Genomic DNA, 25,770 nt, shown 5'->3' with positions numbered 1-25,770 from the left:
ATGATTGAAGCCGATCGCCTGCTGCAGCCGGGAATATTAAAAGAAGAAGAAGTGATTGACCGTGCGATACGGCCAAAAAGTCTGGCAGATTATACCGGTCAGCAGCATGTGCGCGAACAAATGGCGATCTTTATCGAAGCTGCCCGCGGCCGGGGCGATCCACTGGATCACTTACTGATTTTCGGCCCGCCGGGTCTGGGTAAAACCACGCTGGCGATGATTGTCGCTAACGAAATGGGTGTCAATATTAAAACTACCTCTGGCCCGGTGCTGGAAAAAGCCGGAGATCTCGCCGCGCTGTTAACCAATCTGGAGCAGAATGATGTGCTCTTTATTGATGAGATCCATCGCTTAAGCCCAGTAGTAGAGGAAATCCTGTATCCGGCGATGGAAGACTACCAGCTGGACATTATGATTGGCGAAGGGCCTGCCGCCCGCTCAATCAAACTCGATCTGCCGCCTTTTACGCTGGTGGGAGCCACTACTCGTGCCGGTGCCTTAACCTCACCCCTGCGCGACCGCTTTGGCATAGTGCAGCGGCTGGAATTCTATAAGGTTGAGGAACTGAGCCAGATTATTCAGCGCTCGGCCCATTATCTGAATATGCAGCTGGACGTGGCAGGGGCGACCGAAATTGCCCGCCGCTCCCGCGGCACACCGCGTATTGCGAACCGACTGCTGCGGCGGGTGCGCGATTATGCGCAGGTAAAATCCAATGGTATCGTGTCTATCGAGGTTGCCTCAGCCGCGTTAAAAATGGTTGATGTTGATGCCGAGGGCTTTGATTATATGGACCGTAAGCTGTTAACGGCCATTATTGACAGCTTTATGGGCGGGCCTGTGGGGCTGGATAACCTGGCCGCAGCCATCGGGGAAGAGAAAGAAACCATTGAAGATGTGATAGAACCGTTTTTGATTCAGCAGGGTTTTATTCAGCGCACACCGCGTGGCCGCATCGCCACAGCAAGAGCCTATCGTCATCTGGGCTTTGATTTGCCTGAATCGAAATAAGTCGAGTTAAAAAAAAGCCCGCTCAATGAGCGGGCAAGCAACAAGTTGAAGGAGTGCTTCAATAAATCCAGGGAACATGTTTGGAGCAAACAACAAAACCTCTCTCACAAAGTCTCATTGTTAAGTGAACTGTCTAAACAACCAAAACTCGCTACCAACTTTCTGATTGTCTTTGCGCTAGCTCAGAACACCTGCGTATCTTAAAGATTTGGAGTAATTACTTCAAACGAGAAAAACTGGCGCTTTGTTATAAGAAAAACTAATGCCATATCACAAATAAAGGTGTTGAGTGTTCTCGCTGTGATAATAAAACAGCCTTTTAGTTGCAATGTTCATCTGGGGTTCAGCTAAAGGACAGAAGATAGACGCCAGATTACTTTTTTGCAGTGAAAGGTATCTGCTGTCCCTGAAATATTGACGGTACAACGGAACTTCAGCCTGGCTATCGGGTCAATGGCTGCAAGCCCTGAAATTTTGTAAAAAAACAAGTGGTCGAAGTAAAAAAATATAGTTACCAAAACGGCAGTTGGCTGATTGAGTTCCGTTGCAGGCTTAATTATCATACAGGCGCGAAATTACATGGATCCAGACGCAGTAAAACCACCTCATCACCACAGTGCGGTTTATCAAGACAAAACGCACTTCGGCAAGTTTGGTGCTTCAAGCTAACCACCTGAATTATATGGATAAAACGCGCAGCTAATGGCTGGGTGCATAGAAGGGCGGATGGCAGTTTGATGGTGTAAAATCTGGCAGATGGAAACAGTGACGCAAATTTTGTGTTTGTATAACGCTGAACATAGGTTCGCAGGCCGGTAAAAGGTTGACGCTGTACAAGCAAATCAGTACCTTAACGAGGTCTGATAAGATTTTTAAACAATATAGTTACAGAGGTACTAACGCGTGGCAGGTGAAATTTCGATTCTGCATTTATTACTCGATGCCAGTATTGTGGTGCAGGCAGTGATGTTGATCCTGGTTGGTATGTCTGTCACCTCCTGGGCGATGATTTTCAAACGCAAAAAAGTATTAAAAGAAGCCCTGCAAGACGCCCGTAAGTTTGAAGACCGGTTTTGGTCTGGTATCGATTTGTCAAAGCTATACGCCGAAGTCAGTGCCCGCCAGCAAGTTGATGGCCTGGAGTCGCTGTTTAAAGCCGGCTTTAAGGAATTTGCCCGCCTGCACAAGAGCAGTCGCCAGGCGACCGCTGTGATGGATGGTACCCATCGGGCGATGCGCGTTGGTTTATCGCGTGAAGTCGAACGTTTAGAGCAAGACCTACCGTTTTTGGCGACCGTCGGCTCGATCAGCCCTTATATCGGCTTGTTTGGTACGGTATGGGGTATTATGAATTCGTTTATTGCGCTGGGTGCGGTGCAGCAAGCCACGTTAGCGATGGTCGCGCCTGGTATCGCAGAAGCCTTGATTGCAACAGCTATTGGCTTATTTGCCGCTATTCCAGCCGTTATTGCCTATAACAAATTTTCACATCAGGTCGAACAGCTGGAAAGCAGCTATGTGAATTTCGTCGAAGAGTTTGCCAATATTCTGCATCGCCAGGTTAGCAGCGGAGAAGCCGCCTGATGTATACCCGTAAAAAACGTCGTCCGGTCGCCGAAATTAACGTCGTGCCTTACATCGACGTGATGCTGGTGTTGCTGGTGATTTTTATGATTACGACGCCAATTATTACTCAGGGCGTCAAGGTTGAGTTGCCGAAGTCTGCAGCTGAGCCGATTGAACAGATGAAAGATGGCAAAACACCGCTGGTTGCCACGGTAGATGAAGCCGGTTTGTATTATTTTGAAAAAGACGGTAACCAGCAGGGGCCTTTTACCGCGTCGCAGTTACAGGTCGAAGTGGCCAGTTGGTTAAGTATTGAGCCTGGCACTCAGGTTATCGTGAAGGGCGATGGTCGTGTTGATTACAATTCTGTGATCCGCCTGATCAATGTATTAAAGCAAGCCGGAGCACCCTCTGTCGGGTTGATGACTGATAATGAAGTCTGAGTTAACCGAAAAGTGGTGGCAAACGGCTTGGGCAAAGTCGGCCTGGGTACATTTGGGCATAGTGCTGGGGTTAACCATCAGCAGCCTGAGCTTTTGGCCTAAGCCAACGCAAATAACGCTGTCTGGTGAAGCTGGCGCTGCCAGCAGTACGCCACCGCCGCCGGCACCGGTAGAGGCAGTGGCGATAGACAAAGACGTGTTAGAGCAGCGGGTTGCTGAGATCAAAAAGCAGCAAGATGATGCTCGTAAAGCAGAAGAGCAAAGGATCCGCGATTTAGAGCGTCGGGCGCAGCAGGCCGAACGTTCCAGAGCACAGGAAGAAGCGCGCTTAAAGCGGGTAGCGGAAGAAAAGCGTAAAGCCGATGAGGCAGCTGCCGCATCGCGTAAAGCGGCAGCCGAAGCGAAAAAACAACAGGAAGCTGAAGCAGCTAAAGCCCGCACCGCTGAGCAGCAGCGCATTGCGCGTGAACAAGAGCGTAAAAAAGCTGAAGAAGCAGCGAAAGCCGCTGAAGCGAAACGCAAAGCTGAGCAGGAGGCGTTAGCCAAAGCCCAGGCTGAACGCGAGCGTCAGGCGCGGGAGCAACGCGAACGTGCTGAGCAGGAAAGAATGTTACAAGAGCAAATGGCTGCGGAAGCCGATGCCCGTCGTCGGGCCAGAGCGCAACAAGCGGTAACAGAAGTACAACGTTACACGGCGATGATCAGTGATGCGATTACCCGTAATCTGATCAAAGATGAATCGACGATGCGCGGGCGTTCCTGCCGCTTGAATTTGCGTCTGGCGTCGAACGGCTTTGTAACCAGTGTTAGCGTGGTCAATGGCGATCGCGCAGTATGTGACGCCGCAGTGCGGGCGGTAAACCGGGCCGGAACCTTCCCTATGTCGCAGGATCCGGATGTGTATAATCAGTTAAAAGATATAAACTTAACGGTGGCACCTGAATTCTGATGATGACAAAGTTATTACGAAGCCTATTTTGCAGCGTTTTGCTGCTGGTCACAGTGCAGGCGCAAGCTTCACTGGAAATTATTATTACTGACGGTGTGGATTCAGCGCGGCCTATCGCCGTCCTGCCTTTTACCTTCCGGGGTACGACCTTACCGAAAGAAAATATCGCCGAAGTGGTTGCAGCAGACTTAATGCGCAGTGGCAAGTTCAGCCCGATCCCTTTTATTAAAATGCCGCAGCGGCCGTCAAAATCCGCAGAAATTAATTTTTCAGCCTGGGCACGCGAAGGGGTTGAAGCCATTGTGATGGGTGAAATTACCGAGGTAGGGATTGACCGCTATTCGGTAAGTTTTGAATTGATTGACGTGCTTAAAGGTAATAGCGGTATCAGCACTCAGATGTTAAATGCTGGCCAGCTCGTCGGTAGCAGTCAGTTTATTCTGGATGCCCGTGAAACCACCATTAATGGCGGTCAATTTCGCCAGTATGCACACCGCATTAGCGATATCGTTTACGAGAAACTTACTGGTGAGCGCGGTGCGTTTCTAACCAAAATTGCCTATGTGCTGGTACGGCCGAACGCAGAATTTCCATACCAGTTAGTGGTTGCAGATTACGACGGTTATAACGAGCAGGTATTGCTGCGTTCGAAAGAGCCATTGATGTCACCAGATTGGTCACCGGATGGCACTAAGCTGGCTTATGTGACTTTTGAAAAGCGTCAGGCACAGATTTATATCCAGGATATCTATACTGGTCGGCGTACCATTTTGACCGCGTTCCCGGGTATTAACAGTTCGCCGCGCTGGTCGCCGGATGGCCGTAAGATGGCGATGGTATTATCAAAAGATGGTAACGCTGAAATTTACGTAATGGATATTGCCACCAAAGCCTTAACCCGAATCACCAGCCACCGTGCTATCGATACGGAGCCGAGTTGGTCACCAGACGGTCAGGAAATTGTATTTAGCTCTGAGCGCGGCGGTAATCCACAGTTATATACCGTTAATATAGCCACTGGTGATACCCGTCGTTTGACCTTTGAAGGTGAAATGAACCTGGCTGGTACTTTTTCGCCTGATGGTCAATCGGTTGTGATGGTAAATCGTACAAATGGGCGCTATCATTTAGCAAGATTGGATAGACAAAGCCGTTACCTGCAAGTGCTGACCGCGACGAACCTTGATGAGTCGCCCAGCGTTGCACCGAACGGCTCAATGATTATTTACAGTACTATGCATGGTCGTTCGCAGGTACTGGCACTGGTTTCTATGGATGGGCGTTTTAAAGCACGACTACCGGCGTCTGATGGACAAGTTAAATCGCCGGCTTGGTCACCTTTTTTATAAAACAAAAACTTGGTAAAACTTGGTAAATATAATCTAAGGACAACATTATGAACTTAAACAAAGTGTTAAAAGGTTTGTTAGTTGCAGTTCCAGTATTAGCACTGGCAGCTTGTAGCTCTAAATCTTCTACTGGTGCTGGTGATGCTGATACTTCAGCCACTAACCAAACTGTACAGGTAGAGCGCGTTGATCCAGCAGTAACTGCTGCTGAGCAAATGCGTCAGAAAATGGAAGCGCTGCGTCGCGAGAACACCGTATACTTCGATTTCGACAAAGCGACTATCCGTCCTGAGTTCGCCGAAGTATTACAAGCTCACGGTGAATTCCTGCGTTCAAATCCAAGCGTTCGCGTGACTATCGAAGGTCACACTGACGAGCGTGGTACTCCAGAGTACAACATCGCCCTGGGCGAGCGTCGTGCACTGTCTGTAGTACAGTACTTACAGAACCTGGGCGTAAGCGCTGGTCAACTGTCTACTGTTAGCTACGGTGAAGAGAAGCCAGTAGTTCGTGAAACGAACGAAGCGGCTTACGCGAAAAACCGTCGCGCGGTTTTAGTATACTAATTAACCAAGGGTACGAGTGAGGATGACAGTGAAGAAACCTCTGCTTATAGCGATGTCCTTAGTCAGTATCGGCGCTTGGGCGAATCCGGCGCCGGTTACTGAGATAAGCAGAAGCGGCAGGGTTGCTTCCTCTACGGCTGCAGCTGCCACCGGTACGGTAGAGCAGCGGCTGGCTGCGCTGGAGCGGGTGGTTGAAGCCCGCGCCGAAGCGCAGGTAAGAATGCAGCAACAGTTGCAGGTCTTGCTGGATGAAGTAAGCGAGCTGCGCGGGGTCACTGAAACCCACTCGTATCAGCTGGATGAAATTATTCAGCGGCAACGTGATATTTACCAGGAAATCGAGCGGCGGGTAAGTGCCGTGCAAGGTAGTGCTGGTAACAGCACTGCCAATACGACACCAAACGCCACGAGTGGCCCGGCAGTCACGGTTTCGGGCAATGCCTCGGAAAATGACGCCTATGACAGAGCGGTCAACATGGTGCTGAAAGACCGGCGCTATGATGCTGCTATTCCAGAATTTGAGAGTTTTTTGCGTACCTACCCGAACTCGGTGTATGCGCCAAATGCTCATTACTGGCTTGGTCAGTTGTTATTTAACAACGGCGAGCTGGCAAAAGCAAAAACCCAGTTTGAGCGCGTAGTGAATAACTTTGCTGACTCAAATAAGGTAGCAGATGCCTTGTTAAAACTCGGACAAATTGCAGAGCGGGAAAATGATAAGGCTGCGGCCTTAACACACTACCGTAAAGTCGTGTCGGCCCATGGTAGCTCCACAGCTGCCAGGTTGGCAAAAGAACGAGTAGATGCGCTGAAATGATCAACCCGGCCTGGTGCCGGGTTTTTCTTTATGGTGTTTAGCAATTTTATACCTAATTGCTGCCAAGAGCTCCGCCATCAATCCGCTGGCATTTTAAGCAAACAGGCGTCCAGATCGCTTTTTTTCGTAGTTTTTGGTTGCACAAATTCCGTAAATCAGTAAGATATGCGTCCGCGGTGGGGGTCATTAGCTCAGCTGGTAGAGCAGCGGACTTTTAATCCGTTGGTCGATGGTTCGAATCCATCATGACCCACCAACATCGCGCAAACAAGTAAATTCGAAGTGGGTCATTAGCTCAGCTGGTAGAGCAGCGGACTTTTAATCCGTTGGTCGATGGTTCGAATCCATCATGACCCACCACTTCGCATTATCCTGTTTGGGTCATTAGCTCAGCTGGTAGAGCAGCGGACTTTTAATCCGTTGGTCGATGGTTCGAATCCATCATGACCCACCACTTCTCGCGTTATCCTGTTTGGGTCATTAGCTCAGCTGGTAGAGCAGCGGACTTTTAATCCGTTGGTCGATGGTTCGAATCCATCATGACCCACCAAACAGCCTGACACTGTCTTTTTCTGATTGTCCCTTATATAATACGCGCCCTTGTTAGCCTACAGAGTAAGCCTAATGGAGCAGCCGTTGTATTTTTCTGAGCAGGACTTCCGTTTCCCGAAAAAGCCTGTGCCATTATCTGACGATCAAAAGCAGGCCTACAAGGCGCGCATTAAAACACTGCTTGCCGCTAAAGATGCCGTGTTGGTCGCTCACTACTACACCGATCCAGAAATCCAGGCCCTGGCTGAAGAAACCGGTGGCTGTGTGTCTGACTCACTGGAAATGGCCCGTTTTGGCAATCAGCATCCGGCAAAAACCCTGTTGGTAGCCGGCGTAAAATTTATGGGCGAAACGGCGAAAATCTTAACGCCGGAAAAAACCGTGATTATGCCAACGCTGGAAGCCACCTGTTCTCTTGATTTGGGTTGCCCCGCCGCAGAGTTCTCTGCATTCTGTGATCAGCATCCTGACCGTGTGGTCGTGGTTTATGCCAATACCTCTGCAGCAGTAAAAGCCCGTGCTGACTGGGTGGTCACCTCATCTATTGCACTTGATGTCGTGGACTATCTGGATAGCCAGGGGAAGAAGATCCTGTGGGGCCCGGATAAGCATCTGGGGGCCTATGTGCAAAAGAAAACCGGCGCTGATATGTTGCTGTGGAACGGCGCCTGTATCGTGCACGATGAGTTTAAAGCCAATGCCCTGCGTGAGCTGAAAAAACAACACCCGGAAGCCGCCGTACTGGTGCATCCGGAGTCGCCTGATAGCGTAGTGGAGCTGGCTGATGCCGTTGGCTCCACCAGCCAACTGATTAAAGCGGCGCAAACTTTGCCGAACCAGCATTTTATTGTCGCCACCGATCGCGGCATCTTCTACAAGATGCAGCAGTTAATGCCAGAGAAAAGCTTTGTCGAAGCCCCCACTGGTGGTAACGGTGCAACCTGTCGTAGCTGCGCCCATTGCCCCTGGATGGCCATGAACGGCTTAAAAGCCATTGAGGAAGCGCTGCTAAGCCCAAGCGGCCATGAGATCTTTGTCGATGCGGCATTGCGTGAACGGGCCTTATTACCGCTTAACCGGATGTTAAATTTCGCCAAAGAGCAAAAGGTGCAGGTAAAAGGTAACGCCTGAGTTGTGATTGCTTAAAATAGCGGCAACAACAGCGGCCAACGCATTTAACCCTTGCACCGCCGCTGCTTTTTCCCTAGTATAGCGGCGCTTGCAGTGCAAGCCCCGGAGAGATGGCTGAGTGGCTGAAGGCGCACGCCTGGAAAGTGTGTTTAGGTTAACCCCTAACGAGGGTTCGAATCCCTCTCTCTCCGCCAGATTAAAACAAAAGGCCCACGCCAAAAGCGTGGGCCTTTTGTTTTAATGCGGTGAGCGAGGTCTTGGTTCGAATCGTGCTGTGCTGTTATCTCAAGCCAAATCGCTTTAACACCTCGGCGCGCTCAGCCGCTGGCAACGCCGCCAGTTTCTGCTCTGCTTTTTTGTTTATCCGGATCACCGAGCCGCGTTGTAGGTCACGTAACTGCTTGGATAACTCTAACTCACGCTGCTCAATAAGCTGTGGCTGTAGCAAGGTGCGACACTCATGCAGCTCTGGCGCAAAGCCCAGTTTGCGGGCATAGGCATCTAACTGGCTGCTGGCAACGGCCTGACTCTGTAGTTGGCAGTACTCAATATTAGAATAAACATAGCTGTTATTGCTGGCCAGCGCATTCAGGCTGAACAGGGCGGTTAACGACACCACAGCATTAACTAATAATTTCATCACGATCTCCGGTTAAGTTAGATAAACTGTGCGCAGTTTATGCCCGAGTTGTGACAGCGCTGTGGCGGAAACACGAGATTAATTGTGACAAAAGGATAAGAATTTCTTATGTATAACTTGTCTTATCTGCGCGGCTACCCGAAAAAAAATTTGCCGGCAGGCGCAACAACTGCTGGCAAAGCATGCATGAGCGGAGAGGTGGTGAGTTCTTCCGCAGGTGGGGGATTTGCTTCAAACTATCCCAACTTCCGATTATTTTTCTCTACGTACATCGAGCGATCACTGGCGCTGATAATGTCATCAAGATCGTCTGGCAGCGATTCGAAAATGGCACAACCGACACTGGCTGAAACTGTCCGCTCGGTATTACCGAGGTTAAAGGTAACACAGCTCATTGCCTGTTTTAGCTCAGTATGTTTTTTGTAAACCTCGGCAATATGTTTAAAACTGGCGATTGCGATAAATTCATCACCGCCCAGTCGGCCGTAGACATCATGTTGTCGCATATTTTTAGTCAAACAGGCCGCAATTTGTTGTAGAGCCATATCACCAACATTATGGCCGTAGTTATCATTAATCGATTTGAAATCATCTGCATCTATATAAAAAGCGGCATACAGCATCTGGTCGTCCGGGTCAGACGCAGCAAGCGTTGCCAGTTTCGAGTTCAAACCTCTTCTATTGGCAATACCACATAAAGGGTCCAGATTAGCCGCTTGTTCAGCAATGTCTTTTTCCTGAGTAATCCGACTCACCCGTTGTGCCAACGCCAGCGCCAGAATAATAGATTCAATTGCCAGAGCGAGCACAAAGCCATAGCGCTGTATAAAGGGGCTATAGTTGAGCAACACCACACGAAACAACAGACTGAACAGCACTATCGATAACGCAATACAAATTAAACCTGCCTCACGGGTTCCCCGATAAGCTTGCACCAAGGATACGATAAACACCATCGTTACAATCAGCAAAGTACCGTAGCCCATAATGGCGCCAAGCCAAAACAGCGGCAGACTTTCCGCAAAGAGTGCCCGCAGAATTGCGCAGCCACACACCACCAACGAAAAGCCAATAACAGCGTAATTTAAGTAGGGGAAATCTTGTTTGATATATAAAAAATTGGAAAAAAACCAGCTGGCACTCAGCACAGTGAAGCCAATACTCAAGATATAAGCGAATTTGTGCAGCTCGGCGATATCTTCACTGAAGAAGATGAACAGCTGGCCTTCCTGCAGTACTAAAAAAGCGGTCAGACAGGCAATATAAAAACCATATAACTTTAAGGCCGGCGCTTTAATTCTCCAGCCGACTACAAAAGACAGTAACATCAACGTAAAGCCTAAGCCATAAAAGCCGCCCATAATCAGACTATGCTGTTGGCTAGCCGTGAGAAAGTCTTGCTGATACTGCCATTTAAAGCGGGGAGTGTATGCGTGTTCAGCTTCGAGTTTTAGGGTCGCCTTGAAAAGCCCCTGTGGCAAAGCATAGGCGATTTGTCCTGCGGTAATAGTCAAACCGACTTCACTGCCAAGGTCCAGCTCATGGCTGATTAAACCGGGTCTTTGAAAAGTCAGCACGCCATCTTTTGCTAAATCACATTGCAATAAGAAAGCGTTTTGTCCTTTATAAAGCGGCACCAGAGTATTTTTGCCTGATTGCAGTTGCCAGTGCTCAATGCCGGTTGCCAGATTTCGGGTCAACTGACAACCGGCATCGGCAAATACCTTCGCAGAAAAGGTACCGGCGAGGAGTAACAATAACGTAATCTGCAGTATCCTTTGCAACAACTGTTTATCCTTACAATACGCGCTAAAAGATTCTGGCTTTAGCTTAACAGATTTTGTTTCTTATTTAGCCACTAAACAGTAAAATCTTAATTAATTTATTAGCATTGATACCCGGTAACATCTTTTAAAAGCCCAATATGACTGAACTGCCTTACTTGCAAGGTTATCCGGATAACATTCGCCAACAGGTGCAACACTTGCTGGCGACAGGCAAACTGGCGGCAATGCTGGCCGCTCGCTACCCGCAAAATAGCCATAATATTCAAACCGATAAAGCACTTTACGATTACACCCAACAATTAAAGCGGCAATATATGAAAAGCAGCGAGCCGATTAGCAAGGCGGTGTTTGATCCGAAAATTCATATTATTAATAATGCGTTAGGCACCCACACCCAAATCAGCCGGGTGCAGGGTGGTAAATTAAAAAGTAAGAACGAAATCCGTATTGCCAGTCAGTTAAAGCAACTGCCGTTACCATTGCTGCGAATGGTGGTGGTGCATGAATTGGCGCATTTGCGGGAAAAGGACCATAACAAAGCCTTTTATCAGCTTTGTCAGTATATGGAGCCGGCTTATCATCAGCTGGAATTTGATTTACGACTCTATCTGACCTGGCAGGACAGCCAGCTCGTTTGCAAATAAAAAAGGGCGCCGGGGAAAACCACCCCCGAGCACCCCTACCAGGGAAAGGTTAGAAGCTCACGGTATAACGTAGCGTCCATAAACGGCCGATCCAGTCATGCACGGAACTGGCGTAACCATTAGTGGGTGAGGACGCATAAGGTGGCGCTTTGTCAGTCAGGTTACGCACCGCCAGGCTAATGCTTTGGTTCTCGGTAAGGTCATAACCCAGGCTAGCGCTTAATGTGGTCCAGGATTTCACTGTTTCGTTACCACCAAAGCGGAAATCACCGTCGCCCAGCGAGCTGACATAGTGTGCCGACAGGCTGGCTTTCCAGTCACCTGAGCGCCAATCGGTACCGAGATCTGCGACTAAATCCGGACGGGCGATTTCGTTAGCACCGGATAAGCGGCCCAGCAAATCTTCTTTTGGCGAGTCAGGCGTTAACTGCCGCTCATAACTGAAGGTTTTGGTACCAGTGGCGTAAAACTTAAAGCTGCCGTAGTCAGTATCCAGGCGGTAATTCAGGTTAACGTCAATACCGTCTGTCTCCTGACTGCCGATGTTGTAGAAACCGGTGCGCAGGAAGACCAGCTCGTTATTCACCACCACACAGCCGAAGCTGTCGCCAAGCGCGGCTTCAGTATTGGTGACTGGGACATCACCATTTAAACAGCCACGTAAAGTAGTGATTGAGTCATAGTCAACAATGTCAGTATGCCGGTAACGCCAGTAATCGGCAGTCAGTTGAAGGTCATCGGTCAGGTTCCACGACATCCCCAGGTTTAGCGCGCGTGACTTCTCGGCATCCAGCGCTTTGTTGCCAACCCGCTCTTCGTCATAGCCAATCTCAACGGGTTGGTTACCACAGAAACTCTGGAACGGTTGACCTGGTAAGCAACTAATATAGTTAAAGCCCAGTGATTTACCGGCACCAATTTGCGATAACGATGGGGCACGGAAGCCGGTACTGGCTGAGGCGCGGAAAATCAGGTTATCTGTGGCACGATAGCGTAGCGACAATTTGGGGTTAACATCACCACCAAAGTCGCTGTAGCGGTCATAACGCAGGGCAACGACGGCATCCAGTTGCTCAAGTAGCGGCAGGTGCAGTTCCGAATACAAGGCAAACTGATTTCTGCTGGCAGCTGCATCGCTGGCACCCAGGGCATAAATTTCATCGGCGACAGCCAGGGCATCGGGGCGATCGCTGATTTCTTCCCGCCGATATTCGCCACCGAGCACAGATTGTACCGCACCAGCGGGCAAACTAAACAGCTCACCGTTCAGGCTGAAATCCAGCGCCGCTACCGTTGACTCGCCACGCCGTGGTGCCACAGCACGCATTCCTTCAATGACGCTTTGTGCTGTATCGGCACCGAGGTTAAAGGGGTTAAAGCTGCCATTATCCAACGCCTGACGTACTGCCGCGCGAGAGAAGTAACCGCTGACATGGCGAATTTCACTATCAGATTTGCCATAACTAAGCGCAGTTTCATAACCCCAGTCAGCCAACTCGCCGCGAAGACCCGCTAATACCCGATAGGCCTGGCTGTCGAATTCCTGACTGCGTCGCTCTGGGAAGCGCGTTCTTAGGCGGATAGAGTTATCCGGGTTGCCGTCCAGGGCATTAATGGTCCTGGCCCACTGCGGAACAAAGCTGGCATTACCGGCGACAGTAACATCGACGCCGGCAGGCGCATCATAGGTAAAGCCGGTATTGCGTTGGTACATGGCTTCAGCAAAGAATTCGCGGTTATCTCCCAAATCATAATAATGATTTACAGAGGTGCCGAAATTACGGGTTTCCGGCTGGATAGCCCGTTGAATGACATAATCATAAACACAGCGGGTGCCAGCGTTACTTTTGTCATCACCACACCATGGCTCGGCATAGTCAAGGCCATCAATGGTTACCCGGGTATTGGATTTAAAAGTCACTTCGACATCGCGATCTTTATTAAATAATGCATTGCGGTCAAAGTAATCAATAACTACTGTTGTATTACTGTTTTCAGTACGAAAGCCACCAACATAGGTCAGATTTTTGCGGTTAAAATCGTGGCTGGAAGTATCATCGCCGTACATCGCAGATAACTCATGACCTTCAAAGTCTTTACGCAGAATAAAGTTAATTACCCCGGCAATTGCATCGGAGCCATAAACCGATGAGGCACCGTCAGTCAGGATCTCAACCCGTTCAATGGCTGACATTGGAATGGCATTCACATTGACGAAGGTATCGGCGCCATTGGCAAACGAATCGACGGCGACCCGGCGGCCATTAACCAGCACCAGAGTGGAGCTGCTGCCCAGACCGCGTAAACTGACACCGGCAGAGCCGGCCGGAGTGCCATCATTGCCTGAGACACTGCCAATTTCATTAAAGGTGCCGGCACTGGCTTGCGGCAAATCGCGCAAGAAGGTGCTGATACTGTCATAACCGCGGCTTAGCAACTCATCGCGGTTAAAGACTTGTAGCGGATTGGCACCTTCCATATCCACGCCTTTTAAGCGCGAACCGGTCACTTCGATTTTTTCGATCTGACTGCTGTCGTCAGTAGGCTCCTGTTGCGCCAGCGCAAGGCCACTTAACGCCAGACTACAACTTAAACTGATTTTGGTTAAACGACTGATGATTTCTCGTTTCATACACATTCCTCTGGATCATAAAAATGTTGCCTGTAATGGCAATCTGATTAAAAAAGAGAAGCGGCGTCGAAACAGAAAATCCAATTGCTTAGGGTGTTACCGCGCAGCACCTGACGCGCAAAACAATGCGACAGGCGACCGTGTGGCAGTCACTGCTAAGTTTGATGTGAGGAGTCTCTGCCTGACGCAGAGCTGGGGCTAATTATTAAACCACTCAGACAGGTAATAAGGGGCGACATAATAGCCATGGCGATTGCATGCGCACTTTTGCATAGTCGGCCTCCTTATCTGATTTGAACACTGGGGGTGAGAAACATCTGCCGCTATAATTTGCTGATTGGTCGCAAGCTGTCAAGTAAATTTTGCAGCTCCAGTGTTGAAACTTTATCTTTGGTGAACAATTGCTGTGCAATCCGGCTATTGCTAAAATTCGCGCCAATACCGCGTTGTTGCGGTGCTGCCATAACCGGCAAGAGTTTAATCGGGGTTCAGATGCGTCGATTTATGTTGTTCTGTGGTGTCATTCTGGCACTGCCTGTCTTAGCCAGACCTGCCGGCACCGTTTTTAACAGTGACTTTGAACAAAGCGGCCTTAGCCAGTGGCGCACCCTGGGTGATTGCCAGCTTACCAGCGAGCAACCACGCAGTGGGCAGGGCGCCTTACGTTGCACCAGTGGTAGTCATACACTATTTAGCCGTGATGCCTTGGGCGAGCAAGGTTTGCTGGAGCTTTGGGTGTTGCCGGAGTCAGAACTTACCAGTTACCGTATCCAGGTGCTGGTGTCAGATCGCAGCACACTGGATAGTGCCTGGCAGCCGGTCGCGGTGATTGAACATCAAAGTGGCAGCAGTGGCTACAAAGCGCACCGGGTATCGGTTGACGATCCGGGGCGTAAGTTTTTACGCCTCGATATTGAAGCGCAGCATGGCTTCGTGCAGCTGGACGATCTGCAAATAGAACGTATTTTGCTGGCCACCGCGCTGACGAAAAATGAACAGCGCATTATTAGCGGCATTCTGGATAAACTGCGTCGCGATCAAAATATCGAATTACAGGCAGAGTCTTTTCGCAGCTTAGGCAGCAACTACGCGGCACAGCTTGAAGTACAGCGTCAATATCTGGAATATGCTAATGCGCTGCATTCCGGCATTTCACTGGTGTTGGCCAGCTCTGAACGCAATAAGATGTCGAACCCTATGGCTTATGCCAGCTTTCGCAACATTATTAGTGATACCAAAAGGGTGACATCAAAAATCCAGCAAGCCCGCTTAAACTCGATGATTAAACCTTTCGGTGATCTGGTAACTGCCAGCTTAAATGTGGTCAGTGCCGGCACTTATTCGGCTTTTGCTGAACCGTTCAAATCTTTTCTGGCTGCCAGCTTTGATCGCTCCAATTATCAGAATGCCGGTTTAAGCCGTGCCGACCGCAAATTCGCCGAAGAGCAGGGCCTAAAAATTTATCAGGACGCAGAGCGTTTTTTAACCGAGCTGGAGCGCGAACTGCAGCAAGTCAGTCAACTGGACAATGAACTGAGCAATATTCAGCGTACTATTGAAAGCTTTAGGCGTGATTTGGAAAAACACCTGCGGGATACCTTACTGCATGCCAATATCGCCAGCTCGAAGGAGAATATCAGCCGGGTACTCAGTAAAGATGAAAAAGTCCGGCAAAGTATGAGTGCGGCGGTTTCAGGCAATATCAGCCTGAAAGCCGGTTCTTATCTGAATGATGGCAATAATACCGAGCTGATCCGCTTTGTACTGAAAACCTCAGAATTGCTTGATTCAATGCAGAGTTATAAAGACGGTTTTAACCAGATCACCTCGCAAATGCTCACTTATTACGAGCGATTTGACCGTTCAGTGGCACCAGAACAAAACCCCTTTACCGACAAAGCTGACCGCGAAGCATGGGAAAATCATGCCAAAAAAGCCCGTGAATATCTTAAGCAATCACGCGAGTCGTTTAACAAAGCTTACCTGTAAGCGATAGTCAGGCAAAGCTGCAGCCAACGACTATACTAAAACTGGCGCCAGTCTTGGCGTCAGGTCATTTTCTCTGCTGCGAGGAAAATGCGATGAGCTCATACTTTGCCGAAAGTGAATGGGGCAGGGTCCGCGCTCAGGCCAAGTTACAGTGGGACAGGATCAGCTATGCTGAGCTCGAGCAAGTCCGGGGCAATCCCGATTATCTCGCTGAATTAGTGCAAGAGCGTTATCAACTGGATGAAGACGATGCCCGCGAATGGGTTCAGGAGTTTTTTGACAGTATCTGAAGCCAAAACAAGCCCGGTAGCCATATTGACTACCGGGCATTCCCGTTTTTAAGGTGGCCCTCTGCGCTGCTTCCGTTATAATAAGCGCACTTTTTTGTCAGTTCGAGGGCCTTATGTTTAAAGCATCTGTTGCGATGTTGCTGTTAGCGGGCGGTTTGGTGTGCAGTCAGGTAGTGCAGGCTGCCGAGCCCCTGACGTTGGAACGTACTATGAAAACCATGGGGTTTGCGTTTAAACAGGCCTCAGAAGCTGCCAATCCGGCAGCAGCTTTACCACATTTAGAAAAACTGCACCGTTTAACGCATGACGCGAAGCGTGCACCTATGCCAACGGATAAAGCTGACGTGTTTCAGGAAGGTCTGGATAAAGTGCTGGCAGAGCTAACCCTGGCGAAACAAGCCGCCGTAGCAGACGATGCGGTAAAACTGCAGCAGCATTTAGCGGCTGTCGAGCAACTGAAAAAACGTTACCATAAAGAGCGGCGCTTTAGTTTCTGGCAGTTGATTTTCGGTAAAGTGTAAACGCATAGTTGTTGTTCAGCGCACGCTCAGCCGCCGCCTCCTAAGCTTAGCTCACTATGCAGCGAAGGAGCTTTAGTGATGAAAGCGAAACAAACTAAGCAACCCCATGCCGAGCGTTACTATTATCAGCCGCATACGGTGGATTTAAGCAAGCAGGAGCGGCGGGCGTTAAGTCTGGTATGGTCTGAGCCGGATGAGCCGGAAGTCACAGCCGTTGATGGCGATACCGAGCATTGCGCGGTGTTGGGGTATAACTAGGTTATAACCGGGTTATAACAAAGATGGCTGCCCGGCGCAGAAGCCGCCGGGCAAGGCTGGTTTAGATATTACGCCAAGCCGACATAGACGTTCTGCACGTCGTCATCATTGTCGATAGCGTCCAAAAAGGCTTCGACTTCGGCGCGGGCTGCGTCATCAAGACTGACCGGGTTGTTGGCGCGGTAAACCAGTTTCGCCGAATGTACTTCATAGCCAAAATCTGGCAGCGCCTTGGCAACAGCGTCTAAATCGGTACTTTCGGTTAAGAAAATCACTTCACCGTCTTCGCCTTGCTCAAAATCCTGAGCACCCGCTTCAATCGCTGCCAGCTCCAGATCGGCGTCGGCGGAAGTGGGTACAGCTTCAATCTGTCCCAGATGTTTAAAATCCCAGGATACCGAACCTGAACTACCTAACTGGCCTTTACGGAACAGGATCCGCATACTTTGGGCACTGCGGTTTTTGTTATCCGTTAAGCACTCGACAATCACCGGTACCTGATGTGGCGCGAAGCCCTCATAAACCACGGTTTCGTAGTTAACCGGGCCATCCAGCAAGCCGGCACCCTTTTTAATCGCCCGCTCCAGGGTATCTTTCGGCATCGAGGCTTTTTTCGCAGCCTCAACTGCGGCCCGTAATTTGGCGTTCATGCTGGGATCTGCACCATTGCGCGCGGCAACCATAATTTCTTTGGCAAGTTTGGTAAAGATCCGGCCTCTGGCATTGGCCGCATCCATTTTATGCTTGGTTTTCCACTGGGCACCCATAATGCATTCCTGTTAAGCTAAAGAGAAAATTTCGGTCGGCTAGTCTAGCGAATTGCAGCTACCGGCCGCAACCGCTGCCCGGATTTTTTTAATCCGTTAGCGCGCGCTTTGCGTAACTTCGGCCTGTACTGGTGCTTAAGACGTGGAACCTGCAATGAATTTACAACATATCCGGGCAGTGGCTTTTGATTTAGATGGCACCCTGGTCGACTCCAGGCTGGATTTTCGGGCGATCTGTCGTGATATTGGCTGGCCTGAGGGCACGCCCTTACTGGAGCGGCTTTCTCAGCTTGGCGACTGTGCCGAAGCGCAGCGGGCGGCAGACATTATTTATCAGCATGAGATGCGCGGTGCTGAGCAGGCGAGTTGGATGCCCGGCGCCGCCGACTGCTTGCAGCAGTTGCAGGCTCAGCAGATACCGCTGGCCATTTTAACCCGCAATATGCGCGCTGCCACCCGCCTGACGCTGCAGCGACTGCAAATACCGATTTCGCTGGTGTTAACCCGCGAGGATTGCGCCGCCAAACCCGATCCTGCCGGTTTATATAGTATCTCGTCCAGCCTGAATATTAGTTGCCAGCAGCTATTATATGTCGGGGACTATGTGTTTGATTTGCAGACTGCAGCGAATGCTGGTGCCTGGTCCTGCTTGTATCTTAATGAAACAAATCAGCATTTTAAGCCGCTGGCAAACTACCATATCGGGCATTTTGCGGAGTTAGCCCGGGCCTTTGCCTGAGCGATATTTGTGCAACGGTTGTCAGGTACCCCCTTTTGGCACTATAGTGGTTGTATAAGAACAACCTATAATAAAGGTGCAAGGTGCTGACGCGTTTAAGGAACAATTTTTATCTGGCAATGATTAGCCTGGTCGGCCTGATTATCACGCTATTTGTTACGCCTTATGGCATTTATCGCTTATTAAGTGGCAATTTGGTGGTGGGCATTGCCGATCTGCTGATTGTGCTGTCTTCTGTTATTGCCGTGATCTATGCCTGGCGTACCGGTGACACGGTGCGGCCCGGACAGTTTATGGCGGTTACTTTCTGTGTTGGCGTATTGATCGTCTGTTTTAGTCTTAAAACCAATGGCGTATTCTGGATTTATCCCATTCTGGTTTTTATCTTCTTTCTGGTATCGCCGCTGACGGCAGTGGTCTTGTCGATGCTGATGTTGGGCATCTTAATTGTTACCGACCTAGTGGTACCGGGCATGATTTTCCAAAGCCACTATCAATTACTGGCATTTGCGGTTACGGCCTTTATTTCCAGCTTTTTCGCCTATGTATTTGCTTATCGGACACAACTGCAACGCAGCGAGCTAAAACAACTGGCCAGCATCGACAGCCTGACCGGTGCTGGCAATCGCCATACGTTAAATGCGGAGTTAGAGTTGGCGATGCAGCTCAAACAGCGGTTGCAGACTAATTTTGGCGTTATTTTGTTTGATTTAGACCATTTTAAGCAGATTAATGACAACTATGGTCACCGTACCGGCGATGAAATTCTGGTGCAACTGGTGCCGCTGATCAGCAGTGTGTTGCGACAAAGTGACCGGGTATTTCGCTATGGTGGTGAAGAGTTTCTCGTGCTGCTACGTGATATCAATGCGGCCGATTTGCCGCAATTAGCGGAGAAAATCCGGCTGAATGTTGAACGCCGTTTACTCTTACCTGATGCTAAGCCCGTTACCTTGTCAGCCGGAGTTGCCATGCTGCAGCCTGATGAAGACTGGGAGCAGTGGCTACACCGCGCCGATATGGCCTTGTATCAGGCTAAAAACAATGGTCGCAACCAGGTGGTTGCCGCCTGAAAGGAAACCAACAGGCCCACCATGCAATAGCAGGCCTTATCGCTAAATGCCTACAGCGGGCAACCCGCTTGTGGTTTTAATATCGGCATCAGCAAGGGGGCCATACCGTTCAGTACCTGTAATGGCAGTGCTGAGGTAAAGAAATAATCCTCCGCCGCATTACCCGGCAAATAAACCGAAATCACCCCAAAATGCCGATCACCAAGATAAAATGCGAAGGTCGCAGTACGGTTTAACGCCCTGGACGTCACTGTTTGCCCGCGGCTATTTACCGTACTGATCCTGTTGTCTCCGGTACCGGTCTTACCACCTATCAGTGCAATATCCGGCGCCAGCGGTTGGCTAAAATTCGCCTGCAAGCGCCGGCCGGTGCCCTGTTGTACCACTCCTGCCAGACTTTCCCGTAATACTTGAGCAACTTCCGGTAGCATGACCCGCTCTTGCTGCAGTTCGGTGCGGGCAACTTGCACCTCGTACGGCGTATCAGCGGCAAAATGTAAGCCTTCAATCCGGAACATCGGCAGGCGGCGGCCGTCGTTTTGAATAATACCCATCAATTCCGCCAGTGCCGCAGGGCGGTCGCCAGAACTACCCAGTGCAGTTGCCAAGGATGGCACTAAATATTCAAACGGATAACCCAGCCGCTGCCAGCGCTGGTGAATGTCCCAAAAGGCTTCAATTTCCAGCATAGTGCGAATACGGTTATCCCTGGCACTGCGCGACTGAGTGCGGAACAGCCATTGGTAGGCTTGCTGGCGTACGTCAGCGGTTAAATTGATTGCTTCAGCCAGGGTTGGGTTGGGTTGTTGCTGTAAATAGCCGAGCAACCACAGTTCCAGAGGATGGCTGCGTGCCAAATAGGCTTGATCCGGCAAACTGAATTCACTTGGAGCATATTTGCGGTACAGTTGCCGCCACTGCGCCGGCGTTTGCGGGTTATCAGCAAAGCGCTGCTGCATAAAGCGGATAAATTCGGCTTCGCCAACCTCAGGGTAAATAAACCGATACCCGGCACTTAACCGATCGGGCGTCTGGCGCAAGCCATTTAAAAACACCTCCAGCCGCTGTTCAGCCGTTAAACGATGATATTTGCGCCAGAACCGCTGCAGGAAACTTACGCCTTCTTTATCAGCAAAGCGGCGCAAATACTGGTCGCGGCGTGGGTCATTGTCGTTTTTTAACAGCTGATAGCTACTGCTCTCACCATGATAAATATTGTAGTTAACAATTTCCTGGGTCAGACGGACAAACGGCAGGTTAATAGACTCATACAGCGCCTGGCGCATAGTCGGTACCATCCGATCTTCTTCACGGCGGAAGTTACTAAAAGTATGCAGGCCGCCGCCGGTAAAAAAGCTGTGGCGGGGATCGGCTGAGAATTCACGGTCCATAGCCGCGTTTAACATCGTCAGTAAACTGACCCCGGGGTTCGCAATCAGATAGTTAATAGCCCACTGTGACAAATTATCCTGTGGTGCAATTTCCAGCAATGCCAAGGCTGAAGCCGGTTGCTCCGCATAAGTTTGGTGCAGTTCAGCGACTAACTCCAGATAGGTTCCCAGCATCCGTAGTTTTGCCGTCGAGCCCAACTCCAGCTTACTGCCTTCATTTAAATCAAAAGGTTGCTCGGCATGGTTGTCGGTTTGTACGCGCAGCTTATTACCGGTAGGCGCACTTTCATACAGTGTAAAGCTGTACTTTACACCGCGAATTTGGTCTTCGCGCAGCAAACGCGGGCCAATAATACCGGCTTTTTCGGCCGCAGAAAGTTGCTCCAGTTGTTGCAAATAGTTTTTGATTTGTTGCTGTAGCGGCAGATCCAAGGTAGTTTGCACTGTTAAATCCAGCCGATCAGTCTGATACAGCGTCCGCTCCAGTAAGGCTGCGACCCGGTTGCGAACCAGCAAGGCGGTTTTATCCAGCTGCGGCCGGCTAACGCTGGCTGGCGTTTGAAAGGCTAATCTGACTGCGCTGGCCTGTTCCAGCCAGGCCTGACTGATAATATTAGCCTGACGTAGCAAGCGTAAATGGCTATCAACCAACTGCTCCAGCTCGTCACGTCCCTGCAGTAGATAATAACTGGGGCGGCGCTGAGCAATAATCAGCGCCATCACCTGGCGCAAAGCTGTACCATGGGCGGCGGTGTTAGGGTTAATGTCTTGCAGCAGCCGGTTGACCCGCTGTGGATCTGCACCGAACCAGGCATGCAGGCCGTCAGCCATGCCATGGACTTCGCCAGCTTGGGGGGTGGCCGCCAGTGGTACGGTATTAATATAGTCCAGCGCGATTTGTTTGCGCCTTTCCATCGTTTCCCGTGCCGGTTGATAAGCGCGCACACTGGCAGAGACCATCTGTTGTAGCTTATCCAACACATCGGCGGTAAAGCCTTGCTCAGAGTGCCGGTACTTTTCAATTTGGGTAGCCAGGGTGCTACCACCGGCGGCGGCCGCCTCACGCCCAACCGCTTTTTGGGTTTGGGCTAAAACAGCGGCGCCAAGGCGCGACCAGTCCACTGCGGGGTTAGCATAGGCAGTTGGTTGAAACAAATCGCGGTTTTCGACATAGAGCAAAGCCCGCAGCAGTAAGGGCGCAACCTGCTCAAATTGCGAAAACTGAAACTCAGGTTTTTGAAAACTAAATAACGGTTGCTGCCGGCAATCAAAAACCTGGAGTCCCCATTGGTTTTTTTCGGCATAGGGCGGATAAAAGCCCAGCTCGGCATAACGTTGTAAGGCGGGTGAGAACCGGCTTTGCCGGGTAATCGAAAACCCCTGTTCATTTAACGTTGTCAGCCAGGTAGGCAACTGACTATAACCTGCCCGCAAATCAAAAGGCCCACCTTGCGGATAAACCGGCGCCGCCTCTTGCGGTGCCGGCCCGGCCTCAGTGCTGAATGTCAGTTGCTGCGCCAGATAGTGCCATACCCTGGCTTGCAACACACTGCTGCGCATTTCCTGATAGATTAAACCTGCCAGCAGTACCAGCAGCAGTAACCACAACAGCCATTTTAACGGCCGCCAGTTAACAGGTTGTCTCGGCCCCCGGCCTGGCGCTTGCGCTGCGCCGTTTTGTGGTTCACGAGTGTTCTCGAAACGCCGCCGGCTTAATACCGGTGGGGCATCCAGTGGTGCGTCGCCAAGGCGTGGTTCAACCCTTTGTTGATCTGACATAGTAAAACTTACTGCACTTCCTGTGAATTTAGCTGTTTAGCGCGGGCTAGGCGCTGCGGATCGGCTGTCACTTGCCAGCCTTGTAAATTATCAATAATCAGTTGACTGAGTGCTTTGATATGCTCGGGGCGATCATTTAGCGCGCTGATATATTCATAGCGCTTACCACCGGCATGTTCAAAGTATTCCTTATTTTCTTCGCCAATTTCTTCGATGGTCTCCAGACAATCGGCGGAGAACCCCGGGCAAAATACCTGTACCGAACTGACACCCTGGCCCGGAAGTGCTTTTAGCGTTTCGTCGGTGTAGGGTTTAAGCCACTCTTCACGGCCAAAACGCGATTGAAAGGTGGTAAGGTACTGCTCGGGTGCTAAACCCAGGCCTTCAGCAATCAGCCGCGAGGTTTTATAGCATTCGCAGTGATAGGGATCGCCATTCAGTAAATAGCGCTTCGGGATGCCATGATAAGAAAATAGCAACTTATCGGCCTGACCATGCTGCTGCCAGTGTGCCTTAATCCGCTCAACACAAGCCGCGATATAACCCGGATTATCATGATAATGACTGACAAAACGTAAGTCAGGCAGCCAGCGGCGCTGCATAAAATCCCGCGCCAGTTCATCAAAGGTTGAACCAGAAGTCGAGGCAGAATACTGCGGATACAGTGGCAGCACAATCAGCTTGCGTACCCCTTGTTGCATCATACGTTCCAGCACTGACTGAAAACTGGGGTTACCGTAGCGCATAGCAAAGTCGACCACCACATCGGTGTAGCCCTGAGCCGCCAGTTCGGCAGCCACCGCTTTAGTTTGACTTACCGTATGAAACAGTAGTGGCGAGCCTTGCTCGGTAAATACCGTTTGATAGGCTTTAGCCGAGCGGCGTGGCCGGATATTCAGAATAACGCCATTTAAAATAAACCACCACAGCAGCCGTGGCACTTCGACAACCCGGGGATCGGATAGAAACTGCTTTAAATAGCGTTTTAATGCTTTTGGGCTAGCCTCATCCGGCGTTCCCAGGTTAGTTAACAGTACGCCAATCTTATCGGCGCGACCATGACTGAAATCTTTGCTATTAATATATCCCATACAGCGCTGTGCTCCTGATTATACTAAAGCCGGCATTACGGCGAAGGAGCCCCGTTAGATCGCCCGGCTTTATAGTGATCTTAGCAGTTTCAGCTGCGTAAACCTATGACTGGAACAGAATATTTAGCATCACTGGTCAGACCGCACTCCGGTACCGGTACGAGGTCTAACCTTTTAAGGTGTAACTGACATCAGGGAGAACTAAATGCGTAGAATCCTCGTTTTTCTGTTGGCGGTGCTACTGGCTGCCAGCGCCGGCTCTATGATCCAAAGCCTGGTGAATCTGCAGGCGATTGTTGCTCTAACCGGCCCTATTGCTACTGCCGAGCAGTTGAGCACCCTCTGGTTTGATTTACGCCATTTTATGCCGGTACTAGCGGCGATTTTCCTGCCGATTATGCTACTAAGCTTAGTGCTAAGCCGTATTGTTTTGAAACGCGCAACGCTGGGTAAGGTGCCGGCCGTATTTGTTATTACGGCACTGAGTACCTGGGCAGCGTTACTGATAATTAATCAGCTGGCGCCAATGCCAACCTTAATCGCGTTAAATCGTACTCTGGCCGGTACTTTGTTATTGCTTAGTTGCTGTGCGCTGGGTGCCGTCTTTTATCATTATTTTAGTCGTAGCAGGAGCGTCGCATGAGCCTGAGCCGAACCCTATTATTTACGCTAGCGTTAAGTTTGCCGCTGGTTGCGCTGGCTGCGTCATCGCTGCCTTCCTCATTGCCGCCTTCCGGGCCTAAAGTTCAGATCCTGACTGAGGGTTTAGAATATCCCTGGTCACTCAGTTTTTTGCCTTCCGGCGGCTTTTTACTGACCGAGCGCAGCGGGCAGTTGGTGACATTAGGCAGTGATGGTCAGGTGTTGCAAAAACTCGATGTCAATTTACCGGAATTTTATGCCGCTGCGCAGGGTGGTTTGCTGGAAGTGTTACTGGCCGATAATTTCGCACAAAGTGGTCGTTTATTTTTAAGCTATGTCTGCGGCACGGCTAATGCCAACAGTGTTTGTCTGGCCAGTGCCAGCTGGCAGGATAATCAGCTGACTGATGTCAAAAAAATTTTTCGGGCAACTCCGGATCGGCGCGGTGCCGCGCACTATGGCGGTCGGATGGTGCAGCTACCGGATCAAAGCCTGGTGCTAACCTTAGGCGATGGCTTTGATTATCGTGAGCAAGCCCAGAATAAAGCCAATCACTTGGGGAAAATCGTACGTTTACAGCAAGACGGCAGCGTGCCAGCCGATAACCCCCTTGTTGGGCAAGCTGCAGTAGCCGCCGAGATTTTTACGCTCGGGCATCGAAATGTGCAGGGGATTGTCTATGATGTAGCAACCGGCAGCTTGTGGAGCCACGAACATGGCCCCAAAGGTGGCGATGAACTGAACCTGCTACAAGCCGGTGTTAATTACGGCTGGCCGGTGGCGACCACAGGTATTGATTATACCGGTGCCCGGATTTCTCCCTTTACCCGCTTTACTGGCATGGCTGAGCCAGTGTACCAGTGGTCACCTTCGATTGCCCCTGCCGGGATGACGCTGTATCGCGGTGAGGCTTTCCCGCAGTATCAGGGCAATATCTTTATTACGGCTTTAGCCGGCAAAGCCTTGCACCGGTTGGTACTGGACGGCGATAAGGTGGTAGAAGAGGAAAAGCTGCTCACTGAACTCGACAGCCGTTTGCGTGATGTGCGTACCGGCCCGGACGGCCTGATCTATATCCTGACCGACGGCCCGGCCGGCAAGTTACTGCGCCTAACCCCGCAGTAACTTATCCACAGCACTCCG

Annotated in this window: 23 protein-coding genes and 5 tRNA genes; 22 read left to right on the top strand and 6 right to left on the bottom strand. The window is 50.4% G+C overall.

Annotated elements, in window-relative coordinates; translation table 11 throughout:
- From ruvB to AGRI_RS05060, 13 genes are all read left to right on the top strand, one after another.
- Positions 1 to 1,011 carry a Holliday junction branch migration DNA helicase RuvB gene (gene ruvB / locus AGRI_RS05120; RefSeq protein WP_008983931.1) on the top strand — a complete coding sequence of 337 codons (1,011 nt, stop codon included), beginning with the start codon at positions 1 to 3 and terminating at the stop codon, positions 1,009 to 1,011.
- 903 nt (positions 1,012 to 1,914) lie between these two features.
- Positions 1,915 to 2,595 carry a protein TolQ gene (gene tolQ / locus AGRI_RS05115; RefSeq protein ID WP_008983930.1) on the top strand — a complete coding sequence of 227 codons (681 nt, stop codon included), beginning with the start codon at positions 1,915 to 1,917 and terminating at the stop codon, positions 2,593 to 2,595.
- On the top strand, positions 2,595 to 3,020 hold the full coding sequence (gene tolR, locus AGRI_RS05110; protein WP_008983929.1) for a protein TolR: 426 nt from the start codon (positions 2,595 to 2,597) through the stop codon (positions 3,018 to 3,020). Before tolQ ends, tolR begins: the two co-directional genes overlap by 1 nt.
- Positions 3,010 to 3,969, top strand: coding sequence for a cell envelope integrity protein TolA (gene tolA, locus AGRI_RS05105; protein WP_008983928.1), 960 nt, complete (start codon positions 3,010 to 3,012; stop codon positions 3,967 to 3,969). Before tolR ends, tolA begins: the two co-directional genes overlap by 11 nt.
- A gap of 2 nt (positions 3,970 to 3,971) precedes the next feature.
- The gene (gene tolB / locus AGRI_RS05100) at positions 3,972 to 5,318 is read left to right on the top strand and encodes a Tol-Pal system beta propeller repeat protein TolB (RefSeq protein ID WP_040291482.1); all 1,347 of its coding nucleotides are present in this window, start codon (positions 3,972 to 3,974) and stop codon (positions 5,316 to 5,318) included.
- A gap of 47 nt (positions 5,319 to 5,365) precedes the next feature.
- Positions 5,366 to 5,884 carry a peptidoglycan-associated lipoprotein Pal gene (gene pal / locus AGRI_RS05095; RefSeq protein ID WP_008983926.1) on the top strand — a complete coding sequence of 173 codons (519 nt, stop codon included), beginning with the start codon at positions 5,366 to 5,368 and terminating at the stop codon, positions 5,882 to 5,884.
- 22 nt (positions 5,885 to 5,906) lie between these two features.
- Positions 5,907 to 6,701, top strand: a complete 795-nt coding sequence (gene ybgF / locus AGRI_RS05090) for a tol-pal system protein YbgF (protein WP_040291480.1) — start codon at positions 5,907 to 5,909, stop codon at positions 6,699 to 6,701.
- A 180-nt stretch (positions 6,702 to 6,881) separates the two neighbouring features.
- Positions 6,882 to 6,957, top strand: a tRNA-Lys gene (locus AGRI_RS05085).
- A 28-nt stretch (positions 6,958 to 6,985) separates the two neighbouring features.
- A tRNA-Lys gene (locus AGRI_RS05080) sits at positions 6,986 to 7,061 on the top strand.
- Positions 7,062 to 7,079: 18 nt separating this feature from the next.
- Positions 7,080 to 7,155 (top strand) — tRNA-Lys (locus AGRI_RS05075).
- A gap of 20 nt (positions 7,156 to 7,175) precedes the next feature.
- A tRNA-Lys gene (locus tag AGRI_RS05070) sits at positions 7,176 to 7,251 on the top strand.
- A 74-nt stretch (positions 7,252 to 7,325) separates the two neighbouring features.
- Positions 7,326 to 8,384, top strand: a complete 1,059-nt coding sequence (gene nadA, locus AGRI_RS05065) for a quinolinate synthase NadA (RefSeq protein ID WP_008983924.1) — start codon at positions 7,326 to 7,328, stop codon at positions 8,382 to 8,384.
- A gap of 104 nt (positions 8,385 to 8,488) precedes the next feature.
- Positions 8,489 to 8,578: transfer RNA gene (locus AGRI_RS05060), tRNA-Ser, on the top strand.
- A gap of 86 nt (positions 8,579 to 8,664) precedes the next feature.
- On the opposite strand, the gene AGRI_RS05055 is transcribed toward AGRI_RS05060, so the two are convergent.
- Both AGRI_RS05055 and AGRI_RS05050 read right to left on the bottom strand, forming a co-directional pair.
- Complete coding sequence (locus AGRI_RS05055; RefSeq protein WP_008983923.1) at positions 8,665 to 9,024, bottom strand: hypothetical protein; 360 nt, start codon at positions 9,022 to 9,024, stop codon at positions 8,665 to 8,667.
- Between the two features lie 236 nt (positions 9,025 to 9,260).
- Positions 9,261 to 10,808, bottom strand: a complete 1,548-nt coding sequence (locus AGRI_RS05050) for a sensor domain-containing diguanylate cyclase (protein ID WP_156808357.1) — start codon at positions 10,806 to 10,808, stop codon at positions 9,261 to 9,263.
- Between the two features lie 140 nt (positions 10,809 to 10,948).
- Here AGRI_RS05050 and AGRI_RS05045 point away from each other — a divergent pair, with 140 nt between their 5' ends.
- Positions 10,949 to 11,455 carry a M48 metallopeptidase family protein gene (locus AGRI_RS05045; RefSeq protein ID WP_008983921.1) on the top strand — a complete coding sequence of 169 codons (507 nt, stop codon included), beginning with the start codon at positions 10,949 to 10,951 and terminating at the stop codon, positions 11,453 to 11,455.
- 49 nt (positions 11,456 to 11,504) lie between these two features.
- Here AGRI_RS05045 and AGRI_RS05040 read toward each other — a convergent pair whose 3' ends face one another.
- Positions 11,505 to 14,087: a TonB-dependent receptor gene (locus AGRI_RS05040; protein WP_008983920.1), complete on the bottom strand. Its 2,583-nt coding sequence runs from the start codon at positions 14,085 to 14,087 to the stop codon at positions 11,505 to 11,507.
- 492 nt (positions 14,088 to 14,579) lie between these two features.
- Here AGRI_RS05040 and bdpA point away from each other — a divergent pair, with 492 nt between their 5' ends.
- The 4 genes from bdpA to AGRI_RS05020 all read left to right on the top strand — a co-directional run bounded on the left by bdpA (position 14,580) and on the right by AGRI_RS05020 (position 17,145).
- On the top strand, positions 14,580 to 16,076 hold the full coding sequence (gene bdpA, locus AGRI_RS05035; RefSeq protein WP_040291479.1) for a BAR domain-like protein A BdpA: 1,497 nt from the start codon (positions 14,580 to 14,582) through the stop codon (positions 16,074 to 16,076).
- Positions 16,077 to 16,168: 92 nt separating this feature from the next.
- Positions 16,169 to 16,366 carry a hypothetical protein gene (locus tag AGRI_RS05030; RefSeq protein ID WP_008983918.1) on the top strand — a complete coding sequence of 66 codons (198 nt, stop codon included), beginning with the start codon at positions 16,169 to 16,171 and terminating at the stop codon, positions 16,364 to 16,366.
- 113 nt (positions 16,367 to 16,479) lie between these two features.
- Positions 16,480 to 16,887 (top strand): cytochrome b562, encoded by a 408-nt coding sequence (locus AGRI_RS05025; RefSeq protein WP_040291477.1) that lies wholly within the window; start codon positions 16,480 to 16,482, stop codon positions 16,885 to 16,887.
- A 78-nt stretch (positions 16,888 to 16,965) separates the two neighbouring features.
- Positions 16,966 to 17,145, top strand: a complete 180-nt coding sequence (locus AGRI_RS05020; RefSeq protein ID WP_040291475.1) for a hypothetical protein — start codon at positions 16,966 to 16,968, stop codon at positions 17,143 to 17,145.
- 68 nt (positions 17,146 to 17,213) lie between these two features.
- On the opposite strand, the gene AGRI_RS05015 is transcribed toward AGRI_RS05020, so the two are convergent.
- Positions 17,214 to 17,912: a YebC/PmpR family DNA-binding transcriptional regulator gene (locus tag AGRI_RS05015; protein ID WP_008983916.1), complete on the bottom strand. Its 699-nt coding sequence runs from the start codon at positions 17,910 to 17,912 to the stop codon at positions 17,214 to 17,216.
- A gap of 154 nt (positions 17,913 to 18,066) precedes the next feature.
- Between AGRI_RS05015 and AGRI_RS05010 the strand changes: the two genes are divergently transcribed.
- Both AGRI_RS05010 and AGRI_RS05005 read left to right on the top strand, forming a co-directional pair.
- Complete coding sequence (locus AGRI_RS05010; RefSeq protein WP_008983915.1) at positions 18,067 to 18,651, top strand: HAD family hydrolase; 585 nt, start codon at positions 18,067 to 18,069, stop codon at positions 18,649 to 18,651.
- 83 nt (positions 18,652 to 18,734) lie between these two features.
- Positions 18,735 to 19,724 (top strand): GGDEF domain-containing protein, encoded by a 990-nt coding sequence (locus AGRI_RS05005; protein ID WP_040291473.1) that lies wholly within the window; start codon positions 18,735 to 18,737, stop codon positions 19,722 to 19,724.
- Positions 19,725 to 19,774: 50 nt separating this feature from the next.
- Here AGRI_RS05005 and AGRI_RS05000 read toward each other — a convergent pair whose 3' ends face one another.
- Together AGRI_RS05000 and hemH are read right to left on the bottom strand one after the other, a co-directional pair.
- On the bottom strand, positions 19,775 to 22,894 hold the full coding sequence (locus AGRI_RS05000; RefSeq protein WP_008983913.1) for a transglycosylase domain-containing protein: 3,120 nt from the start codon (positions 22,892 to 22,894) through the stop codon (positions 19,775 to 19,777).
- Between the two features lie 8 nt (positions 22,895 to 22,902).
- Positions 22,903 to 23,985, bottom strand: coding sequence for a ferrochelatase (gene hemH, locus AGRI_RS04995; RefSeq protein WP_008983912.1), 1,083 nt, complete (start codon positions 23,983 to 23,985; stop codon positions 22,903 to 22,905).
- 205 nt (positions 23,986 to 24,190) lie between these two features.
- Between hemH and AGRI_RS04990 the strand changes: the two genes are divergently transcribed.
- Both AGRI_RS04990 and AGRI_RS04985 read left to right on the top strand, forming a co-directional pair.
- A complete protein-coding gene (locus AGRI_RS04990) occupies positions 24,191 to 24,628 on the top strand; it encodes a hypothetical protein (protein WP_008983911.1) in 438 nt (145 codons plus the stop codon).
- A complete protein-coding gene (locus AGRI_RS04985; RefSeq protein WP_008983910.1) occupies positions 24,625 to 25,752 on the top strand; it encodes a PQQ-dependent sugar dehydrogenase in 1,128 nt (375 codons plus the stop codon). The genes AGRI_RS04990 and AGRI_RS04985 overlap by 4 nt, the downstream gene beginning before the upstream one ends.
- The last annotated feature ends 18 nt before the right edge of the window (positions 25,753 to 25,770 follow it).

It is taken from the genome of Alishewanella agri BL06 (assembly GCF_000272005.1).
GTDB lineage: Bacteria > Pseudomonadota > Gammaproteobacteria > Enterobacterales > Alteromonadaceae > Alishewanella > Alishewanella agri.
The sequence above is the reverse complement of the archived record's forward strand: the minus strand, read 5'-3'. Positions and strand labels throughout refer to the sequence as shown.

Excerpts from the sequence above, each read along its gene's own strand:
- ruvB (WP_008983931.1), top strand. The coding sequence starts at position 1 with ATGATTGAAGCCGATCGCCTGCTGCAGCCGGGAATATTAAAAGAAGAA.
- tolR (WP_008983929.1), top strand. The coding sequence starts at position 2,595 with ATGTATACCCGTAAAAAACGTCGTCCGGTCGCCGAAATTAACGTCGTG.
- tolA (WP_008983928.1), top strand. The coding sequence starts at position 3,010 with ATGAAGTCTGAGTTAACCGAAAAGTGGTGGCAAACGGCTTGGGCAAAG.
- tolB (WP_040291482.1), top strand. The coding sequence starts at position 3,972 with ATGACAAAGTTATTACGAAGCCTATTTTGCAGCGTTTTGCTGCTGGTC.
- pal (WP_008983926.1), top strand. The coding sequence starts at position 5,366 with ATGAACTTAAACAAAGTGTTAAAAGGTTTGTTAGTTGCAGTTCCAGTA.
- ybgF (WP_040291480.1), top strand. The coding sequence starts at position 5,907 with ATGACAGTGAAGAAACCTCTGCTTATAGCGATGTCCTTAGTCAGTATC.
- nadA (WP_008983924.1), top strand. The coding sequence starts at position 7,326 with ATGGAGCAGCCGTTGTATTTTTCTGAGCAGGACTTCCGTTTCCCGAAA.
- AGRI_RS05055 (WP_008983923.1), bottom strand. The coding sequence starts at position 9,024 with ATGAAATTATTAGTTAATGCTGTGGTGTCGTTAACCGCCCTGTTCAGC.
- AGRI_RS05045 (WP_008983921.1), top strand. The coding sequence starts at position 10,949 with ATGACTGAACTGCCTTACTTGCAAGGTTATCCGGATAACATTCGCCAA.
- AGRI_RS05040 (WP_008983920.1), bottom strand. The coding sequence starts at position 14,087 with ATGAAACGAGAAATCATCAGTCGTTTAACCAAAATCAGTTTAAGTTGT.
- bdpA (WP_040291479.1), top strand. The coding sequence starts at position 14,580 with ATGCGTCGATTTATGTTGTTCTGTGGTGTCATTCTGGCACTGCCTGTC.
- AGRI_RS05030 (WP_008983918.1), top strand. The coding sequence starts at position 16,169 with ATGAGCTCATACTTTGCCGAAAGTGAATGGGGCAGGGTCCGCGCTCAG.
- AGRI_RS05025 (WP_040291477.1), top strand. The coding sequence starts at position 16,480 with ATGTTTAAAGCATCTGTTGCGATGTTGCTGTTAGCGGGCGGTTTGGTG.
- AGRI_RS05020 (WP_040291475.1), top strand. The coding sequence starts at position 16,966 with ATGAAAGCGAAACAAACTAAGCAACCCCATGCCGAGCGTTACTATTAT.
- AGRI_RS05015 (WP_008983916.1), bottom strand. The coding sequence starts at position 17,912 with ATGGGTGCCCAGTGGAAAACCAAGCATAAAATGGATGCGGCCAATGCC.
- AGRI_RS05010 (WP_008983915.1), top strand. The coding sequence starts at position 18,067 with ATGAATTTACAACATATCCGGGCAGTGGCTTTTGATTTAGATGGCACC.
- AGRI_RS05000 (WP_008983913.1), bottom strand. The coding sequence starts at position 22,894 with ATGTCAGATCAACAAAGGGTTGAACCACGCCTTGGCGACGCACCACTG.
- hemH (WP_008983912.1), bottom strand. The coding sequence starts at position 23,985 with ATGGGATATATTAATAGCAAAGATTTCAGTCATGGTCGCGCCGATAAG.
- AGRI_RS04990 (WP_008983911.1), top strand. The coding sequence starts at position 24,191 with ATGCGTAGAATCCTCGTTTTTCTGTTGGCGGTGCTACTGGCTGCCAGC.
- AGRI_RS04985 (WP_008983910.1), top strand. The coding sequence starts at position 24,625 with ATGAGCCTGAGCCGAACCCTATTATTTACGCTAGCGTTAAGTTTGCCG.